At 65.1% G+C, this 23,881-nt stretch carries 23 protein-coding genes; 4 read left to right on the plus strand and 19 right to left on the minus strand.

Translation table 11 applies throughout. The features are described from left to right. Positions 1-416: 416 nt before the first annotated feature. The gene (locus WS54_RS13160) at positions 417-1,169 is read left to right on the plus strand and encodes a response regulator transcription factor (RefSeq protein WP_236872781.1); all 753 of its coding nucleotides are present in this window, start codon (positions 417-419) and stop codon (positions 1,167-1,169) included. 25 nt (positions 1,170-1,194) lie between these two features. On the opposite strand, the gene WS54_RS13165 is transcribed toward WS54_RS13160, so the two are convergent. From WS54_RS13165 to WS54_RS13235, 15 genes are all read right to left on the minus strand, one after another. Then, positions 1,195-2,205 (minus strand): fimbrial protein, encoded by a 1,011-nt coding sequence (locus WS54_RS13165; protein ID WP_059780456.1) that lies wholly within the window; start codon positions 2,203-2,205, stop codon positions 1,195-1,197. Further along, positions 2,205-4,841 (minus strand): fimbria/pilus outer membrane usher protein, encoded by a 2,637-nt coding sequence (locus WS54_RS13170; RefSeq protein ID WP_236872782.1) that lies wholly within the window; start codon positions 4,839-4,841, stop codon positions 2,205-2,207. The genes WS54_RS13165 and WS54_RS13170 overlap by 1 nt, the downstream gene beginning before the upstream one ends. 140 nt (positions 4,842-4,981) lie before the next feature. Next, positions 4,982-5,827 carry a fimbrial biogenesis chaperone gene (locus WS54_RS13175; RefSeq protein WP_236872783.1) on the minus strand — a complete coding sequence of 282 codons (846 nt, stop codon included), beginning with the start codon at positions 5,825-5,827 and terminating at the stop codon, positions 4,982-4,984. 69 nt (positions 5,828-5,896) lie between these two features. After that, positions 5,897-6,442, minus strand: coding sequence for a fimbrial protein (locus tag WS54_RS13180; RefSeq protein WP_034209703.1), 546 nt, complete (start codon positions 6,440-6,442; stop codon positions 5,897-5,899). A gap of 196 nt (positions 6,443-6,638) precedes the next feature. Continuing rightward, the gene (locus WS54_RS13185; RefSeq protein WP_034209702.1) at positions 6,639-6,878 is read right to left on the minus strand and encodes a hypothetical protein; all 240 of its coding nucleotides are present in this window, start codon (positions 6,876-6,878) and stop codon (positions 6,639-6,641) included. Positions 6,879-6,988: 110 nt separating this feature from the next. Then, positions 6,989-7,303: a hypothetical protein gene (locus WS54_RS13190; protein ID WP_034209701.1), complete on the minus strand. Its 315-nt coding sequence runs from the start codon at positions 7,301-7,303 to the stop codon at positions 6,989-6,991. A gap of 103 nt (positions 7,304-7,406) precedes the next feature. Beyond that, positions 7,407-9,545: a peptidase domain-containing ABC transporter gene (locus tag WS54_RS13195; RefSeq protein ID WP_059780453.1), complete on the minus strand. Its 2,139-nt coding sequence runs from the start codon at positions 9,543-9,545 to the stop codon at positions 7,407-7,409. A gap of 42 nt (positions 9,546-9,587) precedes the next feature. Beyond that, on the minus strand, positions 9,588-10,847 hold the full coding sequence (locus WS54_RS13200; protein ID WP_059780452.1) for an HlyD family secretion protein: 1,260 nt from the start codon (positions 10,845-10,847) through the stop codon (positions 9,588-9,590). 40 nt (positions 10,848-10,887) lie between these two features. Next, the gene (locus tag WS54_RS13205) at positions 10,888-12,189 is read right to left on the minus strand and encodes a TolC family outer membrane protein (RefSeq protein ID WP_236872784.1); all 1,302 of its coding nucleotides are present in this window, start codon (positions 12,187-12,189) and stop codon (positions 10,888-10,890) included. Positions 12,190-12,527: 338 nt separating this feature from the next. Beyond that, positions 12,528-13,655, minus strand: a complete 1,128-nt coding sequence (locus tag WS54_RS13210; protein ID WP_034209697.1) for a porin — start codon at positions 13,653-13,655, stop codon at positions 12,528-12,530. 282 nt (positions 13,656-13,937) lie between these two features. Continuing rightward, positions 13,938-14,615 carry a response regulator gene (locus WS54_RS13215; protein ID WP_034209696.1) on the minus strand — a complete coding sequence of 226 codons (678 nt, stop codon included), beginning with the start codon at positions 14,613-14,615 and terminating at the stop codon, positions 13,938-13,940. A gap of 13 nt (positions 14,616-14,628) precedes the next feature. Beyond that, positions 14,629-15,996: a sensor histidine kinase gene (locus WS54_RS13220; RefSeq protein WP_059780450.1), complete on the minus strand. Its 1,368-nt coding sequence runs from the start codon at positions 15,994-15,996 to the stop codon at positions 14,629-14,631. A gap of 88 nt (positions 15,997-16,084) precedes the next feature. Further along, entirely contained in the window at positions 16,085-16,933 is an 849-nt protein-coding gene (locus WS54_RS13225) for an ABC transporter permease (protein WP_034209866.1), read from the minus strand. A 26-nt stretch (positions 16,934-16,959) separates the two neighbouring features. Further along, positions 16,960-17,757, minus strand: coding sequence for an ABC transporter ATP-binding protein (locus WS54_RS13230; protein WP_059780449.1), 798 nt, complete (start codon positions 17,755-17,757; stop codon positions 16,960-16,962). Between the two features lie 112 nt (positions 17,758-17,869). Continuing rightward, on the minus strand, positions 17,870-18,874 hold the full coding sequence (locus tag WS54_RS13235; protein ID WP_059780486.1) for an ABC transporter substrate-binding protein: 1,005 nt from the start codon (positions 18,872-18,874) through the stop codon (positions 17,870-17,872). A gap of 419 nt (positions 18,875-19,293) precedes the next feature. Between WS54_RS13235 and WS54_RS13240 the strand changes: the two genes are divergently transcribed. From WS54_RS13240 to WS54_RS13250, 3 genes are read left to right on the plus strand one after another with little or no spacing between them, the layout of a single operon-like run. After that, complete coding sequence (locus WS54_RS13240) at positions 19,294-20,436, plus strand: JmjC domain-containing protein (protein WP_082725038.1); 1,143 nt, start codon at positions 19,294-19,296, stop codon at positions 20,434-20,436. Positions 20,437-20,459: 23 nt separating this feature from the next. Further along, positions 20,460-20,687 carry a hypothetical protein gene (locus WS54_RS13245; RefSeq protein ID WP_159086674.1) on the plus strand — a complete coding sequence of 76 codons (228 nt, stop codon included), beginning with the start codon at positions 20,460-20,462 and terminating at the stop codon, positions 20,685-20,687. Positions 20,688-20,714: 27 nt separating this feature from the next. Then, positions 20,715-21,290 carry a CPBP family intramembrane glutamic endopeptidase gene (locus WS54_RS13250; protein WP_236872785.1) on the plus strand — a complete coding sequence of 192 codons (576 nt, stop codon included), beginning with the start codon at positions 20,715-20,717 and terminating at the stop codon, positions 21,288-21,290. Positions 21,291-21,344: 54 nt separating this feature from the next. Here the strand turns inward: WS54_RS13250 and fliR are convergent, their stop codons facing one another. The 4 genes from fliR to fliO are packed head-to-tail and all read right to left on the minus strand — an operon-like array spanning position 21,345 to position 23,792. After that, positions 21,345-22,127 carry a flagellar biosynthetic protein FliR gene (fliR, locus tag WS54_RS13255; RefSeq protein ID WP_059780446.1) on the minus strand — a complete coding sequence of 261 codons (783 nt, stop codon included), beginning with the start codon at positions 22,125-22,127 and terminating at the stop codon, positions 21,345-21,347. A 22-nt stretch (positions 22,128-22,149) separates the two neighbouring features. Further along, positions 22,150-22,422, minus strand: a complete 273-nt coding sequence (gene fliQ / locus WS54_RS13260; protein ID WP_006491272.1) for a flagellar biosynthesis protein FliQ — start codon at positions 22,420-22,422, stop codon at positions 22,150-22,152. Positions 22,423-22,439: 17 nt separating this feature from the next. Then, positions 22,440-23,201 (minus strand): flagellar type III secretion system pore protein FliP, encoded by a 762-nt coding sequence (gene fliP, locus WS54_RS13265; protein ID WP_034188215.1) that lies wholly within the window; start codon positions 23,199-23,201, stop codon positions 22,440-22,442. A 36-nt stretch (positions 23,202-23,237) separates the two neighbouring features. Continuing rightward, complete coding sequence (gene fliO, locus WS54_RS13270) at positions 23,238-23,792, minus strand: flagellar biosynthetic protein FliO (protein ID WP_059780445.1); 555 nt, start codon at positions 23,790-23,792, stop codon at positions 23,238-23,240. Positions 23,793-23,881: the final 89 nt, after the last annotated feature.

Genomic DNA, 23,881 nt, shown 5'->3' on the forward strand with positions numbered 1-23,881 from the left:
GCCAGGACGTCGGGCGCGCTCACGGCACCGGCGGCAATGGCCGCCCGGGCAAACCCGAAACGCTAGCGAGTCGGTCGGCGCAGGTCAAGCGCCGATATGGGGCGAAATCGCGCGTCCGCGCCGCACGGGATGCGCGGCGCCAAGGCTACCGGATTATCGCATTGCGCGACCCGATTGGCCGTATTCGACGCTGCAGCGACTACGACGAGTTGAAACGGTTTGAAAAGCTCTTTGTATTTCCGGGATAGTCAGCCATTCCCGAGGCTGCATTTGACAGGACGTCGCGAGAACATCCGAATATCAACGGCGGCGAATGGAGAAATGGTCGATTCATTGCAGATTCATTGCCTATGATCCAACGTCACGTTCGATTTCGGCTTTCTGTCCCCTTTAGAAAATAATCGATCGATTATTGCTTGACCAGCGTCACCGGCACCGCCCTGAACGGTAACAGCCGAACCCCATTCACATTGATGCGGATGTCCGTGTTGACTTGTCCGGTCAAAATATTTTCCGAGAAGTTCCTTATGGCCATTACCGTCGCCATTGCAGACGATCATCCGGTTGTCGTAAGCGTACTCATGCAGTTGTTCCAGCGCGACTCGTCCTTTCACGTCGAGCATTGTTGCAATGAAGGTTCGCTGTTGATCGAATCATTGGCCCGCGCGTCGACCGACATCGTCGTCGTCGATTATTCGATGACCCGCGGCAACCGGCCGGTCGACGGGCTCGCGCTGTTGCGCAAGCTTCGAGACGTGGCACCGAAAGCCGGGCGCGTGCTGTTTACCGCGCAGAAGAATCCGACCGTGTTCGCGGCCGCCGTCCGCCTCGGCGTGGCGGCCATCGTCAGCAAGGAGGACGAAGTCGGGGAGATCCTGCGCGCATGCCGATACATCAACGATGGCGGCTCGCACTATCTGTCGCCGACCGTCCGGACGATCGTCGATCAGGCCGGCACGGTATTGCACGAGGCCCCGCCGCCGCTCACGCAAAAGGAGCTCGATGTCGTGCGGTTGTTCGTTTCCGGGCACTCGCTTGCCGACATCGCGAAACAGCTCGGCCGCTCGGTCAGCACCGTATCGACACAAAAATACACGGCCATGCGCAAGCTGCGCGCCGACACCAACATTCACCTGATCCGATACGCGTACGAAAACGGATTGCTCTGAGCGGCGCGGGACACGCGCCGCGGTGTTACCGGTAGATGATCGTGAAAGTCGCCGCGCCATTCGCGGTGCCGGCCCGGGTCGTCTGCCGGGTCTGGTAATAGCGGGCCGAGAGCGGCACCAGCAGCGTCGACGACAGCGATCCCGCGACCTTCCACGGTGTGCCGAACGGAACGGGCTGACCGTCGCTCCTGAGCACCTGAATGCCTACGCCCGTGGCTCCGCTCGACGACGACAGCGCGAGCACGCCGTTCGATGCATCGACCGTGTTGCCGTCGAGCATCAAGTTGACGATGAAGTTGCCCGCGACGCCGGCGTCGCAGCGCAGGCCGATCGAGAACCCCTTGGCCGCCGATGTCGACCCGACGCCGGACCCGAGCCCCGACGACTTGCCGAGCGACTGGGTACCCAGATCGACGGCGACGGACGGCGTCGTGGTCGAGCAGGTCGTCGCCTGAAACGAAATATTGTTGAAGCCGAGCGTCAGGTAGCGGGCCGAATCCGAATATGCGTTGTCCGGGCCGCCGATCAATACCGTGAGGACCGACAGGACGGGAAAGTCCGTCGGGACGGCTGGCGTCGGTCCGACCTTGACCAGCTCGACGTCGACGGTCGCCGTGACGACCGTCTCCCCGAACGCCTTGATCGTCGTGCCCATCGGAAACGACGCGGCGCCGTGCCCGCGGTTGCCCTGGTAAGTGACGTACAGCGCGAGCCCGTTGGCCGTCAGCTTGGGATCGTCGGCCCATCGATACAGCGTCGCCGGCACGCCGCTGGTTCCCGGGACCGGCAGGGTCTTCGTGCACGTCGCGGAGATCGTGATGCCCTTTTTGCTCCACAGGACCGTGTTGATTGGCGCGTCCGCGGAAATTTTCAGCGATTCCGGCAACCGGCCGAGGTCGGCCGGTGACGAAGGCTGGCATTTCGCCAGCGCCGCATGCGCGGCGCCGATGCCGGCCATCCACAGCAGCGCGCCGAATACGGCACTCAGCCAGTTTGCGCGCCGACGCGCATTCCGTTTCCTTTCCTTGTGGTCCATCACGATTCTCCTGCGAGGCTTCGTCGAGCGGCCGATTCGCCGCCCGCTGCGGCCGGTTTCGCTTGCAGCTGGCACGGCGCGTCGATGCGCTCGATTCCGGCGCGTGCGGCGTGCCGATCGGGCGGCGGCAACGCAACCTTGATCGAGCATTGCCACGCGTCGGCGTGCCCCCATTTCACGGTCAGCACGTCGTCCGGTTTCCGCAGCCGCGCATAAATCCGGCCGCCCTGCGACACGATCCCGATCTGGTTTCCGGCGCCGTCGAATACCGGCGCCCCGAACGGCAACTCGGTGCCGTCGGATACCTTCGAGCCGATCAGCAACGCTCGACCCTGCACCGTCGGATAGCGCAGCATCACGACGGCGCCGTTGCGCGGCGCGACCTGCTGGCTCGTCGTTTCCAGCTCGACGTCGGCCGGCAGGCCGCGCGGATCGAGCTCGATCCGGTTGAGACGATAGGGATTCAGATAAGGCACGACCGCATAGCCGCGCGAATCGAGGCGAATGCCGCCGTAACCGGCCACCGCCGCGCCGCCTGCCGCCGGTGCGGCGACGACAGCCATCGTGTCGGCCGTATACGGGGTCGCCGTCACGCCGCCCGGGTGAACCACGACGCCTCCGCTCAACCCGAACGACCCCGACGTATAGCCGTCGCCCTTCGCGAACGCGCCCTGGACCGTCGTGTAGGGCGTCCGGTATTGCCCCGACACGTTGCCCGAGTAGGTCGCGCCGGTTTCGCGCGCGGCGGAAACGGAATAGCTGCCCTCGTTGCGCGTGCCGAGGAAACCGGTCGCGCTGACCATCGACGTGAAGCCGCTGACGCTGTCGCGTGCGAGATTGACGGTCAAGCGCGGTGCCATCGGCTTCGAACCCAGCGGCATCGACACGGTCAGCATGTACTGCGTATCGAGATCGCCGGTATAGGCGCGGGACCGGTTTGCCGAAAGCGAGTAATCGAGCTGGCGATAGCGGTTGTTGTAGCCGATCTGGAACTGCGTGTCGCTGCCGCCGCGGGCCCAGTAGTTCTGCGTATAGCCGCTGATGTAGAGCTGGCCCCAGCGGTCGCCGAGCGGCTGCGCCGCCGTGATCGAGATGCGATTGCGCGCACGCCATGCCGGCAGTGCGTCGGCGCCGGTCAGGTTGCGCTTGACGTTGTCGACGAAGGTGAGCGCGTTGGCGAAATCGAGGTACCCGGCAGACGAGAAGCGATAGGCGGCCACCGACAGCGTGCTGTCCGTCGCCTCGATCGTCTTGCTGTACGTGACGCGCACGCTGGTTCCGCGCAGCCGCTGGCCGTCTTGCGACGTCATTGCGCCCGACATGTCGAGCGCCATCGCACCGAATGGCGTGTTGAGCGCGCCGCCCGCCAGCACGTTCTGATAGTTTTCGTTCGCGAGCACGCCGCCGTACAGCGTCAGCAGATTGGTGATGCCGCGGCTGTAGGTGGCCTGCACGAAGTGCGGCGTGTACGACAGATCCAGGTTGCGCACGGTGCCCGCGACCACGCTGAACCGACTCTGGCCCGGCCGCAACGATTGCGCGACCGATGCGTAGGGCACCTTGAACGCGCGGACGCTGCCGTCCGCCTCGGTGACGGTCACGTCGAGATCGCCGCCGTAGCCGGTCGGAAACAGGTCGTCGATCACGAACGGTCCGGGCGGCACCGCCGTTTCGTAGATCACCGAGCCGTTCTGCCGGATCGTCACGCGCGCGTTGGTATTGGCGATGCCGCGCACGACCGGCGCATAGCCCCGCTGCGAATCCGGCCACATGCTGTCGTCGCTCGCGAGCTGCGCGCCGCGAAACGCGAACGTGTCGAACAGTTCGCCGGACGTGTTCGCGTCGCCGATCCGCACTCTCGCCTTGAGCGCCGTCAGATCGTGCTGCACGTAGGTGTTGACGCTGCCGTAGCGTTTCGTGCCGCGTTGCTGCCAGTTCAGCGCGCCGTCATGCCGCAGATACCAGCCGCCGACGTTGATGCCCGCATTCACGCCGACATACGCGCTGTTCGCGCTCATCCCACGTGCGACGTTTCGGTAAATGTTCGCGTTGTAGCCGACGAATCCCGCCGTCACACCGTTGTCCCACAGCGCCGGATCTACGTAGCCGCGCGCGGCGCGCCGCAACAGCGCCTGCGGAATCTGCACGTCGAGGCGGGCCTCCGCCGCATCGAACGATGCCGACGTGCCGGGCAGCAGCTGTTCCAGCGAGATGCATGCGCCGGGGGCGTCGAGCAGCGCGAGCCGTTCCGGCGGGATCTGGGCGAGGTTCGCGTTGAACTTGTCGAGCAGCGCGCGACTGATGCAGATCTGCACGGCGCCGCGGCTCGCTTCGCGCAACGTCACGTCGTCGCGGCCCAGCATCGCGCCGTTCAGATACACGTCCGAACGGTAGCGGCCGGGCCACACGGGCATTCCCTTTTCGTAACGCGACAGGTCGATGTCATCGCCGGCCGGCGAAGCGACGAGGTCCGGATTGAACTGCACCGGCTTGCCGCCGGGCTTGCGCGCCGCTTCGTCATCGCCGACACCCGGCATGTGGCCGGCCGCCGGCGCGGGTTCGCTCGCGGCGGCGGGGAGCGGCAGCGACGAACACGCAAGCAGCACCATCGCGTACGAACGGCGCAACGCTGGCATGAGTGGACGGACGCGTCGCGTCGTCGCGCAATCGGCGCGTTCCATGGCATTGACTCCAGAGACTCGAATGACGGGCCGCGGCGCGCGCGAATGGCGGCGGCCGGGCACTGGGCGGATGTCGAGAGGGGGAGCGGGCGGCGCTACGGCGTAGCGTCGATCGACGACTGCCATTCGACGCCAGCGCCGAAGTCGTTGATCGTCGAATAATCGAGCTTCGTCCGACCGGGCAGCGCCGGCAACGGGGCGTCCAGCGGGAAAACGTGCGATTGCCCGGGCGCCACCATCGCACCGTCGACGGTCCCGTACGTGCGGCCGCCGTGGGCGACGCGCGCCGACAACACGGTGACGTTGAACGGCGACGCATTCGTTGCGCGCAACGCATGCCCGTCGCCGCCCGGCGCGGGTACCACCGACCATTTCAACTGCTTCGCCGCGGCGACGGCGCCGTCCGCATCGAGGCCGACCGGCCGGAAAAACAGCTTGATACGCGTACGAAACGCAAGCTGTAGCGCCGTCGTCGTACTCGACTCGTCGACTTTCGGTGGAATGTCCAGCACATTGAGCCAGAACACCGATTCGCGATCCTGCGGGAGCGGATCGCCGGTATAGACGATCCGCAGGGTCTGGCCTTTGCCGGGATCGATCCGGGAAATCGGCGGCATCATCACGAACGGCACCGTGGCGGTGCCGGGGCGCGAGTGCACGTCCCCGTCGTCGAGCCAGGCCTGCACGAGCGAGGGCAGTGTTCCGTTGTTGTCGATCTTGACGGTAATTTCACGGTCGCCCGCGGGATAGATCACGCGCGTACCGGAAATGACGACGCTCGCCGCCGCTTGCTGCGTCATGCACGCGAGCATCGCGCAGAGGCACGGCATGAGCCGACGGGACAGAAGGGATAAGAATCGGGTCATCATGTGATGCGATGGGCCGCAAGCGCCGGCATACGGCGCTTCGTGACGATGCGCGGCCGGACGAGAAGCGCGCATGGCGCGACTGGTCGATACGAAGCGTCGGGCGGGCGGATACGATACGCCGTCCGCCCGACGGACTGACGCTTAGAGGTAGTCGATCGAATAGGTGACCGACGTGTTCACGCTACCGGCGGTTGCAGCGGCCGTCGCGTAGTACTGCGCACCGTAGACGAGCGTGGCGCTGTTGTTCGTGAGCGCCACCGAGCCGCCGTTGCGCTGGCTGATGTCGCCGGCCTTCAATGCCTTGCCGTCGATGTCGAGCAGCTGCACCGCGACGTTCGTTGCCGCATTGACGTTCGCGCGGTTGGCCAGCGTGCCGTCGTTGGTGTTCACGGTGGGGCCGGCTTCGAAGAATGCGCGAACCGATTTGCCGTCCGCGTTCGTGCAGTCGCTGAGCGCGATCGTGAAATTCGTCGCGCCGGTCGTCGCGCCCTTCGACGCCAGCGAACTCGCGCCCACGCTCGGCAATTGCACGGTGCCGTTCTGGTTCGCGCCGTTGACCTTGACCGTGCAGGTCGCGCCTGACAGCGAACCCGTGAAGGTCACGGTACCGTCGTACGCGTGCGCGGCGGTCGGCGCCAAGGCGATCGTGGCCACCGTTGCGGCAGCTACGCTAAGTTGCTTGATCATCGTTTGACTTCCTTTTGAATGACTGATTGAAAACTCGATTCGTGCTGCTGTGGACGAACCGACTCGATTTCACTCTGAATGGCTAAATTTCGCCATCGCAATTCGTCCATAAATCTCGATCACGGCCCTGCGCAATCTCGAAAATATAGGATGACGAATGACTGCATCGATGCGAGGTCCCGTTCCGATGGGACGCTTACCGCCCGCCGTTGCGGATCAGCGACCAGCCGGTGACCGCAACCGCAATGCCGACGGCGGCGACGAATTTCCCGATTGCCTCCACCGCGCCGATCTGTTGATTGTCGGCCGGAAACGGATTGACCCAGGGTTCGGAAGGCTTGCTCGGCCGCACCAGATTGTTGATCCAGTCCAGCACCGTGCTGGTCGACAGGCCGCCCGAGACGGCCCTGCATTCCACGTCGTTCAAGATACGCATGATTTACCGTCCGATTGAAGGTGTACATGTTGGATGCCGCGCCGTCGTGCGTGACGCGGAGCTGCGGATGCCGACACGCGCTCGGAACGTCGAATCCCGAGCACGGCCGATCACTTCGGCGTCGGCGCCAGCCAGTCGAAGACGTTCTCCATCAGCGTATTGAAGACCTTGAGTGTCTGCGGAGCATCGTTGACCAGCCCGTAGACCGCGCCGCTGACGACGCCATACACGGCGCCGACGACCATGCCCGCCGCTCCGCTGATGAGGCCCACGCCGAGCAGCCCGCCCTGTGCGCCACCGACCACGGCGCCCTTGGCCGTGCCGCTGATGATGCCGGCCATCCCGCCCAGCACCGACGCACCGAGCCGGCTCATGACACCCCCGCCGCTCACTTCGTTGATTTCCATCATCGTCAATTCACGCATTGACGTTCTCCTTGCAGTTACGTGTTGCCGATCGTGATGGCCGGATCGGCGTCGGCCGGCCCGCCGCGCATCGCGCGACGAGGATTCCGTGGTCACCGCGCCGTCATACGGCCAGTGCGCCGCACTCCAGCGCCCGCGCGCGGCCCTGCACGAGCTCGACGATCCGGTCCGCGCTGCGAATGGTTTCCGGCCGATGCGCGATGATGATCCGCGTCACGTTCATCGCCCGCACCGCGTCGTTGATCAGGCGTTCGCGCTCGACGTCGAGATGGCTCGTCGCCTCGTCGAGCACCAGGATCGCCGGCTTCCGGTAGAACGCGCGTGCGAGCAGCACGCGCTGGCACTGGCCGCCCGACAGCGACGAGCCCATGTCGCCGACGAGACTCTGGTAACCCATCGGCATCGCGACGATGTCGTCGTGGATCTGCGCGAGCCGCGCGACTTCCTCGACGCGCGCGTGGTCCGGCTGCGGATCGAAGAAGCAGATGTTGTCGGCGATCGAACCGGCGAACAGGATGTCGTCCTGCATCACGCAGCCGATCAGGTCGCGATACGGCTGCAGGCCGAATTTGCGGATGTCGACGCCGCCGATGCACACGCTGCCCTGCTCGGGCGCAAGCAGGCCGAGCATCAGCTTCGCCATCGTCGTCTTGCCGTGGCCCGACGGGCCGACGAGCGCGATCGATTCGCCGGGCGCCACCGAAAACGAACAGTCCTCGAGCACCCACGGTTCGGTTTCCCCGTAGCGGAAGCTCACGCCGCGCACGTCGATCGCCGGCGGGCCGGCATCGTCCGTCGCCCTCGAGGCATGCGCGATCTTCGCCTCCATGTCGCCCTCGACATCGGTCAGCACGATGTCGGCGAGGCGCTCGCCGTGCAGGCGCAGCATCCGGAAATCGATGATCGTGCCGATCAGCGCCGCGCCGCGCGACATGAACTGGTCGGCGAAGCTCACGTATGCGACGAGCATGCCGGCCGAGAACTGCCCGTCGAGCACGTGCTTCGCCGCAAGCCACACGAGCACCACGCGGCCGGCGCCCGAGATCACGCCCTGCAGCGTCGAGAAGCCGATCGACAGGCGCTGGATCGCCACGTTCTTGTTGGCGGTCTCGACGATCGCGTTCGCGTAGGCCGCGACGCGCGCGTCCTGCTGGTTCGCGAGCTTGACCGCCTGCACGCCGCGGATCGATTCGAGCAGGTTCGACTGCGCGCGCGCCGCGTAGACGATGTGTTCCTCGTTCGCCTGCCGGAACGGTCGGTACGACACCCAGCGAATCAGGCCGTAGACGGCGAACAGCCCGAGCACGAGCCATGTCAGCACGGGGCTGTAGACGAACAGCATGCCGAGCGTGACGACGGCCATCACGCCGTCGAGCAGCGCGCCGATGAACTGGGTGGTCAGCGTGCTCTGGATCGTGCCGATCGAACCGAAGCGCGATACGACGTCGCCGATGTGCCGTTGCTCGAAGTACGCGAGCGGTAGCCGGAACAGATGCGAGCAGACGTTCGCGGTCCATTGCACGCCGAGCAGGCTCGAGAACCACGTGACGACCCACGAGCGCAGCGCGGACACGGCGTTCTGGAACAGCACGACGAGCAGGAAGCCGATTCCGAGCAGGGTCAGCAGATCGGCGTCGGCCGACACCAGCACCTGATCCATCACCCACTGCATGTAGAACGGCGTGACGATGCCGAACACCTCGAGCGCGGCCGACAGCAGCAAGACCTGGACCAGCGTCGTGCGAATGCCGGTCACGTTGCCGATCAGCCGCGTCATCGAGATCGATTCGCGCGCTTGCGCGCGCTTGAACGACGGCGACGGCAGCAGTTCCAGCGCCACTCCGGTGAAATGAGCGGACACCTCCGACATCGGCACGTCGCAGCGGCCGCGCGCCGGATCGTGAATCGTGATCTTGCCGCGCGACACCGACTTCAGCACGACGAAATGGTTCATGTCCCAATGCAGCAGGCACGGGCGCCGCAGCCGGCCGAGCTCGTCGAGCTCGAGTCGGAGCGCACGGGAGGCGAGACCCAGCCGATGGGCGATCAGCATGACGTCGCCGAGCGTGGCGCCCTTCAGCGACGGGCTGAAACGGCGGCGCAGGCTGACGAGGTCGAGATCGTGGCCGAAATAGCTCGCCACCATGCCCACGCAGACGAGCCCGCATTCGGCCGCCTGCGTCTGCAACATGACCGGCAGCCGGCGACGCCAGCCGAACTGCAACGCGTCCATCCATTTCATCGTTTTATTGGCTCCATGACGTATGCATGCACGCAGGCGCGATCACGACGATGCGCGCCGGCCGAGCGCGTACAGCGGTTCGAGCACCCACTCGATCAGCCGCCGCCGGTCGATCAGCACGTCGGCTTCCAGCGCCATGCCCGGACGCAGCGCTTCCGGTTTGCCGTATGCGAGGATGTCCTGCCGGTCGAGCGCGACGACGACCCGATAAAGCTGCTCGGGCACGTTCGTCCGGCCGGTCAGGTTCGCGACCTCCTGCGGCGTGAGCGCGGTGCGCGACACCTCGGTCACGCGCCCGAACTGCTGCCCGAACTTCTGAAACGGGTATGCCTCGTAGCGCAGCACGACGCGTGCGCCGGCGCGCACGAAGCCGATGGCGCGGCTCGGCACCATCAGTTGCGCTTCGAGCTGCGCGCCTTGCGGCAGCAGCGACACGACCGTCTGCCCGGCGCCGACGAGCTGCCCCGGCTTCGCGAGCAGCGCCGCGACGACGCTCGCCTGCGGCGCGCGCAGGATCACCGCGCGACGCGCCTCGTTTTCGGCGATCGATTGGTCGAGCTCCGCGAGCTTGCGCTCGATGTCGTTCTGCCGATTGCGCGTGTTGAGCGGCAATTCGCGCAGCTGCTGACGAATCCGGTCGAGTTGCTGGTCGACGTCGAGCCGCTGGCGCGCGAGATCCTGAAGGCGCGTCTGCGCGTCGAGCAACACGCCTTCCTGCTGTTCCACCTGGCTGTTCGACACGTAGCCTTCCTCGCGCATCGCCTGCAGCTTGTCGAGCTGCCGACGCGACAGTTCCGCCTGGCGCGTGCGCTGGATCTTCTGCTGTGCGATCTGCGCAAGCTGGTCGTTCAGCGCTGCCGCCTGCACGCGCAGGCCGCGCCGCGCCTCGTCGCTCAACTGCGTCTGCCCGGCGAGATCGGTCTGCAGCCGTTCGCGCTGGAATTTCAATTGCCGCGCGACCATCTCGCGCGTCGCGCCGAGCTGTGTCGCGATCTCGCCCGATACGGCCATCAGCTCCGCGCCCGCGGCGACCGTTTGCCCTTCGCGCACGCGCGTGTCGATCACGGTTCCCGCGAGCGGCGGCGCCACGGTCAGCAACCCTTTCGCGGGCAGCAACTGGCCGACGACCCGTTCGCGCTTCGTATAGGTGCCGAACGTGAGGAACACGACGATCGCGAGCGTGAGCGCCGACACGATGCCGATCGTCAGCCATCGATAGGGCGGCGAATACAGCGCAACGGTGCCCATCAGCTTGTGCTTGGTCGCATCGAGCGCTTCCTGGCGGAACAGGGAGTCGGTCATGAGTGTTCGCGGAAAAAGGACGGGACAGGCGCGCGGCGCGTCATGGCGAACCCGGCGCTGCGCACGAGAGGGCGGCCACGTCGTGGTCGCCGAGCGTACCGATGGCGGCGGATAGCTGGAGCCGCGCGCGCAGGTAGCGGTAGCGCGTGTCGGCAAGATCGCGGATCGCCTCGAAGTAGCGCTGCTGCGCATTCAGCTCGTCGATCTGCGTGCGCAGCCCGACTTCACGGCCGAGGCTCGTCGATTTCACCTTGCTGTCGGCCGATGCGAGCGCACGCTCCTGCGCGCGGATCAGCGCGAGGCCGTTGGTGATGCCGAGATACGCGCTGCGCGCGCGTTCGCGCGCCTTGCGGCGTGCATCCTCGAGCGCGTCGCGCGCCTGGTTGCGGCGGCGATAGGCTTCACGGCTCGCCGACAGCGGGCCGCCGCCGGCGAACAGCGGAATCGTGATCGTCACGCCGATCACCGACGAACGGGTTTTCGACGTCGTGCCGAAGATGTTGTCCAGCACGTTCTCGTCGGCGCCGCGGCTCCAGTTGGTGCCGTAGCTCGCCTGCAGGTTCACGACGGGCAGATTCGCGCCGGTCGCGGCAACGATGTCGGCGCGCGACTGCTCGAGCTGCTTTTCAGCCAGGCGCACGTCGACGCTGTCGCGCGCGGCTTCGTCCATCGCGACCGGCAGGTCGACGGGCGCCGCGGGCGGCACGCACTGCCATGCGATCGGCGCGATGTCGTCCGCGGGCAGCCCCGTCAGCCGGCGCAGTGTGCCGCCCGCGATTTCCAGATCCGTTTGCGCGCCGACCTTGCGCGCGAGCGCGTCATCGAGATTGGCCCGCGCCTCGTCGACGTCGGTCCGCGTGCCGTCGCCGATGCGCAGCGCGGCCTGCGCCTGGTCGAACTGCCGCTGGAACGCCTGCCGAGCGGAATCGGCCGCCTGCAGTACCTCGCGTGCATACAGCACGTCGAAATACGCGTTGGAGACGTCCGTGATGAGGGTCTGCCGGGCCTTTTCGTACTCGATGTCGGCCTGGTCGGCGAGTGCGCCGCCCCGTTTGAAGTCGGCGATACGCGCCATATCGAAGATCGGCTGCGTGATCGTCGCCGACGCGCTATGGCGACGCACCGCGGCCGCATACGTCGCCGTCGGCTGATCCTGCTTCGTGTAGTTGCCGTCGATCTGCGCGCGCGGCAGCAGGCCTGCCAGCCCCTGCCACCGCTTCTCGCGGCCGGCGAGCCGTGCTTCGCGCGCCGCGGCGATGCCCGAGTCGAATCCCCTCGCAGCATTGACCGCGTCGAGCAAGTCGGCCGCGTGCGCCGGCCAAGCGGCGGCCAGCCAGCCCAAAACGGCGATTCGCCGGAAACATCGTGTCGATATCATGTGCGTCAGTACCTGACGGCCGTCGGGCCGCCGTGACACGACGGGCGTCGCGTCTGGAAAACGCTGAATTCTTCAGCAACGCATGACGGCGAGATATCGTATTACGTCCATTTTGGCGTCGGTCGGCGCGCAACGGCGCAGTGAACCGCGCGCTTGTGCGACGACGATCGCGACCCGCCCGCAGCTTGTCGCGGCAGGACGAAAAAAAGCACGGTCGGCGCAGTGCGCCGGCCGTGCCCGCATGGAGATTCCCGAAAGAGAGACGGGCGGAGCACGATGGCCCCGCCCGGGCGAAACGCCGGTCAGAAGCGCGTCCGGATGCCCGACGTCAGTTCGAGCTGGTTCTTCGCGCCGAACGTCGACGCCGCCGTGTAGCCGCCATGCAGCTTCATGTAGTCGCCGGCCAGGTACACCTCGGTGCGCTTGCTCAGGTGATAGAACACCGACCCGTAGATCGTCTCCTTGAAGCCGTTGGCGACGCCGTTGGTCAGGCTGAATGCGCCGAGGTTCGCGTTCGGCGTGAAGCCGTCCGCGTTGTTCGCGGCGTTCTTGATGCGCATCTGCTGGTAGCCGAGCTCGTAGTCGAGCGCGCCCTTCGGCGCGATCTTCATCGACACCGTCCACGCATCGTCGTGGCGCTGGCCGAGCGCGCCCTGGTCGCCGTTGTAGCGGAAGTAGCCGGCATTCAGGCGCACGATGTCGAACGTGTAGTTGCCGCCGACCGAGAACGTCTGGTTCCGGAAGCCGCCGTGGTTCACGTGGCTGTAGAAGCCCGACACGTTGAACGGGCCGCCGTTGTAGCCGAGCGCGAGCTGGTACGCGGAGCCGGTCGCGAACTGCGTCGAGTTGCTGAACTGGTAGCCGGCGCTCGCGAAGATGCCGTTGGCGAACAGCTTCTTCCACGCGATGCCGTTGTTGTAGCGCGTGCCGGTCGGGCCGGCCGCGTAGAAGATCATCTGCTTGAAGTTGTTCGAGTTGGTCCAGCCGCCTTCCTCGGTCGACAGCCTGGCGGAGCCGTACGGGTCGCCGTAGATCGCCGCCGCGTCGCGCGCGATCGTGTTCTGGAAGCCGGCCGTCAGCTTGCCGAAGCGCTCGTCCTCGACGCCGACCCACGCGTCGCGGTCGAAGATCTGGCCTTCGTCCTCCATCTGGCCGTTCGCGACCACGAATTCGCTTTCGAGGCGGAAGATGATCTTCGTGCCGCCGCCGATGTCTTCGGCGCCGCGCAGGCCCCAGCGGCTGCCGCTGAACCACGGCTCGCCTTCGTTGCCCATGCCGATCACGTGCTTGCCGTTCGCGTCGGCGTGGGTCCGGTAGGTCGGAAAGCTCAGGTCCATCAGGCCGTAGAGCTGCACGCTCGACTGCGCATGCGCGTGGCCGGCGCACAGGCCTGCCGCCGCGATGGAAAGGGCCAGGGTTTTTCGTTTCAAGATCGTCTCCTCCGAGCTGCCGTATTGAAATCCGGTCGTTGGCAGTACGTAATGTATGCCGACTCTTGCCGGCCACAGCGAGAGGGCCGACGCGTAGCATCGTAGAGGGTGCAATCCTTCACGACGCTTTCCCCGACGCAAGAATCGGATCGGTGAAAACACCGAACGCGCAATCATCCCGGATCGGGAAGGCGTGCGGAAGCGACGCCGCCCGACGCTCGGCAGGTCTGGACAACGATTCGTGCTACGAATCGACATGAGCGCGTGCGGAAGCGAGGCGCGTCAATCGTGCGCGCTCTTCATGCGCAGGATGTAACCGAGCCCGCGCAGCGTGATGATCTCGGCCGTGCTGAGCGCGAGATGCTTGCGCAGCCGGTGAATGTAGATGTCGATCGCGTCGGCGCTCGGTTCGTCGTCGAGCGCGAACACGCTGTCCATCAGCCGCGCCTTCGAGACCGTCTTGTTCTGCTGCAGCATCAGCGTTTCGAGGATCGCGTGCTCGCGGCGCCGCAGCGCGAGCACGGCGTCGCCGCAGCGGAATTCGCGCGTGCCGAATGCATAGACGAGATCGCCGCACACGAGCTGCGTCGTGCCGACGCCGGCCTGCCGGCGGATCAGCGCGCGAATCCGCGCCACCAGCTCGCGCGACTCGAACGGCTTCACGACGTAATCGTCGGCGCCCGCGCCGAAACAGTCGACCTTGTCGTCGACCGAGCCGTGCGCGGTCAGCATCAGCACCGGCACGTTGTCGTTGCGGCGCCGCAGACGCGCGAGCACTTCCTTGCCGCTGATGCCGGGCAGCCGCATGTCGAGCAGCACCGCGTCGTAGCGCTCGGTCTTCAGCACCGTGTCGGCGCGCTCGCCGTCGCCGACGCTGTCGACCGCGAAATCCTCGCCGCGCAGCAGGTTCACGATCCAGTGCGCGAGTTCGGCGTTGTCTTCGACCAGCAGGAGTTTCATGACGGCGTTCTCTTCAATCGAAAGCGGGCAGCCGCACGGTGACGACGATACCGCGATTGCCGGGGCCCGGCGCGAGCGACGCGCTGCCGCCGTGCGCCTGCGCGATCTCGCGGACGATCGCGAGCCCGAGGCCCGAGCCCTCGGTATCGGCCGACACGCGGTAGAACCGCTTGAATACGTGCGGCCGTGCCTCGGCGGGGATGCCGGGGCCGTCGTCGACCACGTCGAGCACGACCGCATCGCCGTCGCGCCGCGCGCAGACCGTCACGCAGCCGCCCGGCTGCGTGTAGCGCACCGCGTTGTCGACGAGGTTCATCACCAGCGCGGTCAGCAGGCTATCGCTGCCCGCGACGTCGAGCCGCTCGCCGAGATCGGCGCCGAGGTCGATGTCGCGCCGCTGCGCGAGCACGATCGTCTCTTCCAGCACGCTCGACACCACGGCCGCGAGATCGACGCGATGGGTCAGGAGCGTCGACGGCGTCGCTTCCGCATGCGCGAGCAGCAGCAGCTTGTCGGTCACGTCGGCCATCTTGCGGCTGCTGCGCTGCATGCTGTCGAGCACCGCCGCGAGTTCCGCATCGTCGTGCCCGCGCCGCTGCGCGTACTGGATCTGCGTGTCGAGCACCGCGATCGGCGTGCGCAACTGGTGCGCGGCATCCGCGATGAAGCGGCGCTGCGTGGCCGTATGCGTGTTGAGCCGCGCGATGCACTGGTTGATCGCGTCGACGATCGGGCGCAGTTCGTGCTGCAGCCGCTCGGGGCGGATCGGCTCCAGTTCCATCGGCCCGCGATCGGCCACGTCGTCCTTCAATTTCATCAGCGGTCGCAGCTCCAGCGTGAGCCCGAGGTAGACGAGCACCACCGCGAGCACCAGCATCAGCGACAGGCGCACGAGCTGCGGCCGCCAGATCGTCGCGACCATCGCGCCGTACGAACGCGTCGTCTTCGCGACGACCACCGTGACCGTCTCGACCTGCCCCTCGTCGTACAGCTGGCGGTCGTAGGCCACCGCGCGCAGCGGCACGCCGTCGAGCGACGTGTCGTACAGCGTCGGCTCGATGCCGTGCCGCGCGGGCAGGTCGAGCACCGGATTGCCGGCGAGCAGGCGGTCGTGGCCGTCGATCACCTTGTAGAACACCGAGTCGCCCGACGGCGATTCGAAAATCTCCAGCGCGGCCGGCGGCACGTCGGCCGCCGGCCGCCCGTTGCGCCATTCGACGTCCTCGCCGATCGTGCGTGCGGACGCAACGAGCGCGCTGTCCTGCACGAGCCCGGCCGTGGTCCGCGCGGTGTCGTACGACATCGCGCCCGCGATCAGCACGAACACCGCGAGCGGCAGCAGCAGCCACCACAGCAGCCGTCCGCGCAGGCTGTGCGCCATCCTGTTGCGCTCCTTCTCCGAAATGCCGAACCGCGCCGGGGTCGCCGGCGCGGTCGCGTGTGTCATGTCAGGCGTCGTTCAGCGGCGTTCAGAACGCCGCGGGGCGCCACTTCAGCAGCCGCTTCTCGATGCGCGTCAGCAGATAGTCGGCGGCCAGCGCGACCACGGCCAGCACGATCATCGCCGCGAACACGCCGCTCGCGTTGAACGCGCCTTGGGCGGTGGAGATTAACAGCCCGATCCCTTGCTTGGAACCCAGGAATTCGCCGACCACCGCGCCGACCAGCGCGAAGCCGAAGCTCACGTGCAGGCTCGCGAGAATCCAGCTCAGCGCGGACGGGATCACGACCGACGTGGTGATCTGCCGGCGCGACGCGCCGAGGATCTGCGCGTTCGCGATCAGGTAGCGATCGGCTTCGCGCACGCCCTGGAACGCGTTGCCGAACACCACGAAGAACACCATCACGACGGCCAGCGCGATCTTCGACGCCATCCCGAGGCCGAGCGCGATCACGAACACCGAGCCGAGCACGACGCGCGGAATCGAGTTCGCGATCTGGATGTACAGGCCGAACACGTCGGCCATCAGCTTGTTGCGGCCGAGCACGATCCCGCAGATCACGCCGGCGACCGAGCCGATCAGGAAGCCGATCGCGGTTTCCTCGAGCGTGACCCACACCTGCGTGAGCAGCGGGCCCTGCGACGTGCCGTTCACGAACCAGTCCTGGATCTGCGCGAAGATCAGCGACGGCATCGAGAAGAAGAACGGGTCGATCCACTTCAGCCGTGCGGCGAGTTCCCACCCGCCCAGCACGAACACGAGTACGGCGATCCGCAGCGTGACGATCAGGTTGCGCCGGCGGCGCAGCCGGCGTTGCGCGGCGCGCTCGTCGTCCTCGAGCGTGGTCGCCGCAATGGCGGTGGTGGGAAGCGTCATGTCGGTCATGCTCCTGTCCTTTGCTTTCAGCCGATCTGCACTTCTTCGCGCAGGTCGTGCCAGATGTTCCTGGAAATTTCGATGAAGCGCGCGTCGTAGCGCACGTCCGACATGACGCGCGGACGCGGCAGGTCGATCTCGACCACGCGCTTGAGCGTCGCGGGGCGCGCGGTCAGCACGAACACGCGGTCGGCGAGCGCGATCGCTTCCTCGAGGTCGTGCGTGACGAACACGACCGAGCCCTTGTTCGCGGACCATAGCTGCAGCAACTCGTCCTGCATCAGCGTGCGCGTCTGCATGTCGAGTGCGGAAAACGGCTCGTCCATCAGCAGGATTTCGGGCTGGTTGATGAAGGTCTGCGCGAGCGCGACGCGCTTTCTCATCCCGCCCGAGAGCTGGTGCGGGTAGTGCTTCGTGAACTTGTCGAGGCCGACCTTGCGGATCCACTCCTCGGCCTGCGCGTACGCGACGTCCTTCGAGCGGCCGCGAAACAGCGGGCCTGCCGCGACGTTGTCGATCACGTTGCGCCACGGAAACACGGCGTCGGCCTGGAACACGAAGCCGATGCGCGGGTCGATTCCGTCGACCGGGCGGCCCATCACGCGCACTTCGCCCGACACGGGCTTGAGCAGCCCGGTGATCAGGTTCAGCGTCGTCGACTTGCCGCAGCCGGTCGGGCCGACGATCGCGATGAATTCGCCGCGCGCGACGCTCATGCTGAAGTCGCGCAGCGCGACGGTGGCCTTGCCTTCCGGCGAAATGAAGCGGCACGACACGTTGCGAAACTCGATCGCCGGTGTGCTCGGGGAGACTGCCTGATTCATCGCGTTCGTCCTGCGGGTGAAGAGGGCGTCGCCGCATGGCGGCGCCGGGCCGGTCGACCGGGCCGGAACGGGGAACGCACGGCGGCGGGATCGCCGCCGCCGGCGTCGCTGCTTACTTCGCGCTCACGAACTCGTTCGTGTAGGTGCGCGTCAGGTCGATGTGCTTGCCCTTCACCGACGGGTTGAATGCCGACAGCACCTTCAGCACGGTCGCCGGGCCGTCGGCCGGCATCTTCGCGTCGGCCGTGAACATCGGCAGCGACGCCTTCAGCGCGTTCACGTACAGCACCTTGTCCTTCTGGTAGTCGGCCGGCATCTTCGCGGCGATGTCCTCGGCGCTGTGCGTGTGGATGAACTGCATCGTCTTCGCGAACGCGTGCGCGAGCTTGGTCGCCTGCGCCTTGTGCGAATCGGCCCACGCCGACTGCACGTACAGGCTCGCGGCCGGGTAGGTGCCGCCGAGCGCGGCGCGCGTGCCTTCGAGCGTGCGCAGGTCGACCAGCACCTTCGCATCGCCCATCTTCTCGAGCGCGGACACGGTCGGCTCGGTCGTCATGCCGGCGTCGATCCGGCCCTGCTTGATCGCGGCGATGAAGCTCGCGTCGGCGCCGACCGGCAGCATCGTGTACTGCGTGGACGGGATGCCGTGCTGCAGCGCGAGGAATTGCGTGAGGAAGCTGGTCGACGAGCCGAGGCCCGTCACGCCGAGCGTCTTGCCCTTCGCGTCGGCCATCGACTTGAAGGTCGGCGCGGCCTTGGTCGACACCATCTCGACTTCGCCCGGCACCTGGCCGAACACGGCGATCGCCTTCACGTCCTTGCCCTTGCTCTGCAGGTCGATCGTGTGGTCGTAGAAGCCGACGACGCCCTGCACGGCGCCCGCGAGCAGCTCGTTCTCGGCGTCGACGCCGGCCGGCTGCGACAGCAGCTCGACGTCGAGCCCCTCGGCCTTGAAGTAGCCGAGTTCCTGCGTGAGCCGCGCGGGCAGGTAGATCATCTTCGCGATCCCGCCGACCATGATCGTGATCTTGCCGTCGTCGTCGGCGAAAGCGGGGTGGGCGGCGAGCGCGCAGGTGAGGGGGGCTGCAACGGCGAGGGTGCGCAGGATGGGTCGCATCGGGATCGTCTCCTTCGTTGTAATCGTATGGCGCGATGCTTGCTGCATCGTCATCACGAGTATAGGGAGGCGAAACCTTCCGCTACCTTTCGCGGGGCGGCGATTCCGTTAGGGGTTTTCCACGAATCCGATGCGAATGCTCGAAGAGCGCCCCCCGAGCCGGCTCGCGCCGCAGTCAGTCGCGACGACAGGACGAATGTTCCGTGGTGGCGGCCGCAAACGCCCGCCTGTTTTCGGCAAGCGACGGCATCAAAAAAATTGGACGTTTCACTATAGATTCGATTTTTATTTAGGGATACTTTTCAAACGCTGGGGAGGGCTGATTTCAGCTTGTAATTATAATGATTATTATATTTTCTCATACTGGTCGAGCCATTCATTGAGGATGACGGGGTGGCGTTTTGTGGAGGTGAAACCGCATGATCGAGTTGAATATGAAGGCTAATCATTTTGTCGAAAATTACTTCGACAAATGTCCCATCCTGTTCAGAGATGCGTTGCGAGACAATTTTTTGTCATGGGAAGAAGTATCGGAGGCGATATATATTGGCGAATCGATGGCACAAGGGCCAAGATTGAACAAAGGGGGATTTCTTGAGGAGTCGAAATATATCATAAATTGCGGTGAACTGGGGCAAGTTAGACGTAGGCTTGAAAAGACCATTCTGTACAACGAGCTTCGCAATGGCACAACCCTTGTATTTAATCGGATGGAGTTGACTTCGTATAAGGTCAGATTGATATGCAAGTCGATCTCGAGATTTGTTGGTGAGCACACCGTCGCGAACGGATACATAGCATTTGGGGAAGATGAATCGTTTGGAAAGCACTGGGATACGCATAGTGTCTTTGCAGTTCAAATGATGGGCAGGAAGCGATGGTTGATCTACGAACCTACACACGCGTTGCCGCTGAAGCATCAACGAAGCACTGGAAAGCAATCCGAATGTCCGGCTGAGCCTTATATGGATGTCACGATCGAAACCGGAGACGTCCTATATCTACCAAGAGGATGGTGGCACACAGCAATTCCCTTGAACGAAGAAACCTTTCATTTAGCGGTGGGTGTGCACGAGTCCACCATTTCTGACTATGTAAAGTACGTTGCAAACGAAATTATTGGCGATTTTGATGCATTCAGGCAGACGATTCCCCTTGGACAAAGACCGGACATCGACCTCAGGCTAGTGGCAAGTGAGCTCGCACGAATTGTTGAGGATCGCGATCTGCTGACCAACTACAACGATCGCAGGCGACGAAATTTTAGAGAGGCATCAAAGCCAAATTTGCAATTGCATGCCTTGCGATCAAAATTTCATCTAGATAAGGAGGCAAGATTTCTTGTGAATACACCGATAAGAAACATCGCCATTGATGAAAAAATAAACGGCGCATCAATTCCATACGGGAGAGATTTTGAAGAATTGCATAAATTCATATTTGCGTCCACAGGAACTATTTCCTACAAAGAATTGCGTGATTTCGCCTGTGAAATCTCAACTGAAGAGCTTGATTCACTGATTTTGAAGTTGCTGGAAATAGATGCACTTGAGCTCATTTAATTGATTGAAATCGGAGGATGGAAATGGAACTCTTGACGGACGACCAAATTAACTCGGTCAGCGCGGGTAATGGCATGGTGCAAGGCGCCATTATCGGGTGGTTCGTAAGTAAAGGAATGGATGCGACATACGATTTAATTAAATATGCCATGGACTGGATTTCTAGAAATAAAGTGGAAGTCAATGATATAACCATGTACAACGCCATGGGCGACTTTAACAACCAAGGAAACGACGCGGACGGTCAATGATTTTTGACACTTTGGAGTGCCGGGCAGATGCAGGATCCGGGATTTAAAAAATATCGAGCGTATATTTTCGAAATTTTATCCAGAGACTTCCCTCTGAATCGGGGGTGGATCGCAATGAAAGACTGCCCTGATAACAGCGTGATTCGCACTATCTCGCATAGCCCGGTACTCGTTTCCGCCCTTCTGGCTTGCGCTCTCACATACGTCGCCGGCCTTTTTGTCTGGAGTGGCCAATTTATCTTCGGACTTCCATTCGGCCCTTCCTCCGGTGCGCTGCCTGAAATAGTGAAGTACGACCTATTGACCCGCCTGTTTGTTGGTTCGCTCGCTGCACCGATAGTGGAAACATTTCTTTTCCAGTGGCTTCCCATTCGGTTGATTCGCCGCACATTCGGAGGGAATGTTTGGTCTGCGATCTGTGCTTCGACTCTTGCGTTCGGTGCAACGCACGGCTACAGCATCCTGTACGTGGCGGTTGCTTTATGGGGCGGGCTGATTTTCGCAACGGTCTTCGTGCTGCGTGATTACCCCGGTGGCCGTCCCTTTTTGGTCGTCGCCACCGCACATGCCGCCCGCAACACGCTGGCAAGTATCCTCGTCTGACGCGAATGCCTCGGTCGAGGCGGCGCCGGTACCTCGGGATGAATGACTCGCCCGTCAGCGCCAGCCGATCAACACCCGCCCCATCGCGTCGAGCCCCATGTCGAACAGGTGCGACACGAACGGCACGAGGTTCGGCACCATCAGTTGCACGAGCAACAGCCCGACGAGCATCGTCACCGGAAAGCCGACCTGGAACACGCCGATCTGCGGCGCCGCGCGGTTTAGGATGCCGAGCGCGAGGTTCGCGATCAGCAGCGCCGCGACCACCGGCAGCGCGAGCAGCAGCCCCATCTCGATCACGGTCGCACCGAACGCGGCGAGCGTGCGCCAGCCCGGCGCGTGCAGCAGGTCGCCCGACACCGGCAGCGACTGGAACGACGCGGCGAGCGCCGCGAACACCTGCAGGTGGCCGTCCACCGCGAGGAACGCGAGCATCGCGACCGCGTTCAGGAAGCGGCCCATCGCCGGTGTCGCGCCGCTCGTGTGCGGGTCGAAGAAGGTCGCGAAGCCGAGGCCCATCGACAGCCCGATGAAGTCGCCGGCCGCCTCGACGGCCGCGAACACGAGCTGCATCGTGAAGCCCATCGCGACGCCGATCAGGAATTGCGTGACGAGGATCCAGATCCCCGGCGCGGAGAACACGGTGACGTCCGGCATCGCGCCGAGCGTCGGCGCGACGACCAGCGCCATGAACGCGGCCAGGCCGATCTTCGCGCGCACCGGCACCGCCGCGTGGCCGACGACGGGCGCCGTCGCGACGAGCGCGAGCATCCGCACGAACGGCCACAGGAACGCCGTGAGCCAGCCGTTGAGCTGCGCGTAGGTAACCGAGAACATCGCCGCCGGCGCTGTGCGCGGCTCAGCCGACGCCGAGCGTCGCGACGTGCAGCAGCGTCTGCCGCAGGTAGTCGAGCATCGTCGTCAGCATCCACGGGCCGGCGATCACGAGTGTCGCGGCGACCGCGAGCAGCTTCGGGATGAACGACAGCGTCGCTTCGTTGATCTGCGTCGCGGCCTGGAACAGGCTCACGACGAGGCCGACCGCGAGCGCGACCAGCAGCAGCGGGGCCGCGAGCAGCAGGCCGACCATCATCGCCTGATGCGCGAGCGTCATCACTTGTTCGGGCGTCATCGCGCGTGTTCCTCCGCTTACGTGAAGCTCTGCGCGAGCGAGCCGATCAGCAGTTGCCAGCCGTCGACCAGCACGAACAGCATCAGCTTGAACGGCAGCGACACGGTGGAGGGCGACACCATCATCATCCCCATCGACATCAGCACGCTCGCGACGACCATGTCGATGATCAGGAACGGGATGAACACCGTGAAGCCGATCTGGAAGCCGGTCTTCAGCTCGCTCGTGACGAACGCGGGCACCAGCAGCGACAGCGGCACGTCCTCGGGGCCCTGCATCGGCGCGGCCTTCGAGATCTTCGCGAACAGCGCGAGATCGGTCTCGCGGGTCTGCTTGAGCATGAAGGTCTTGAACGGCGCGACGCCGCGCTGCACGGCCTGCTCCATCGGCATCGAGCCGTCGGAGAACGGCTTGTAGCCGTCGTTGTACGCCCGGTCGAGCACCGGCGACATCACGAAGAAGGTGAGGAACATTGCGAGGCCGACGAGCACCTGGTTCGGCGGCGTCGTCGCGGTGCCGAGCGCCTGGCGCAGCAGCGACAGCACGATGATGATGCGCGTGAAGCTCGTCATCATCAGCAGCATCGCCGGCAGGAACGACAGCATCGTGAGCAGCAGCATCGTCTGCACGCTCAGCGAATAGGTGGTGCCGCCGTGCGGGCCCGGGCTCGCGTTGAACGCGGGCAGGCCGTTCGCCTGCGCGCAGGCGAGCGCGGGTGCGAGACAGAGGATCAGCACGGGCGCGACGCGCGCCGCGCGCCGCAGGAAGGCGTGTTTCATCGGAATGCGAGGTCGGAAAGAGGGCGCGGCGCCATGTCAGCGGTCCTTGCCGCGACCGAGGCGTTTCGCGGCTTCGCCCGCGAGCGCGGCGCGAAACCGCGAGCCGAACGTGCCGGGCAGGCCGGCGTCGGATGCATGGCCGCCGGCGGCCGCGTCGGCCGGGGCCGAACCCGCGGTCGCGGCGGCTGCGACCGAACCGGCCGGCAGCGTATGCAGCAGGCGCACGTTGCCCGGCGCGACGCCGAGCACGAGCCAGGTGTCGCCGATCTCGACGATCGTCGCGCTTTCCTTCGCGCCGAGCCCGACGCTCGACACGACCTTCAGCGGGCCGCCGCGCCGGGCGGGCTGGAAGCCGAAGCGGCGGGCGAGCCATGCGCACGCGAACACGAGGCCGATCACGACCGCGAGCCCGACGAGCGTCTGCAGCACCGCGCCGATGCCGAGCGACGGCGCGGCCGAACCGACCGTCACGCTCGACGCGATCGAGCCGGCGTGGTTCACCGCGTTCATGTCGGCGGCGCCGGCCGCCTCGGCGACAAACGCGCTGGCGACGAACGCAGCCGCGCAGCGGCCGGACGGCGCTAATCTCATCAGACTTTGCTCCGAGAAACCCCGCCCTGGATGGCCGGGAAGGAAAGGTGTGCTGTTGACAGGCAGCTTTTCCCACAGGTTAGGATCAC

Origin of the sequence: Burkholderia sp. NRF60-BP8, assembly GCF_001522585.2 — a bacterium.
Lineage (GTDB): Bacteria > Pseudomonadota > Gammaproteobacteria > Burkholderiales > Burkholderiaceae > Burkholderia.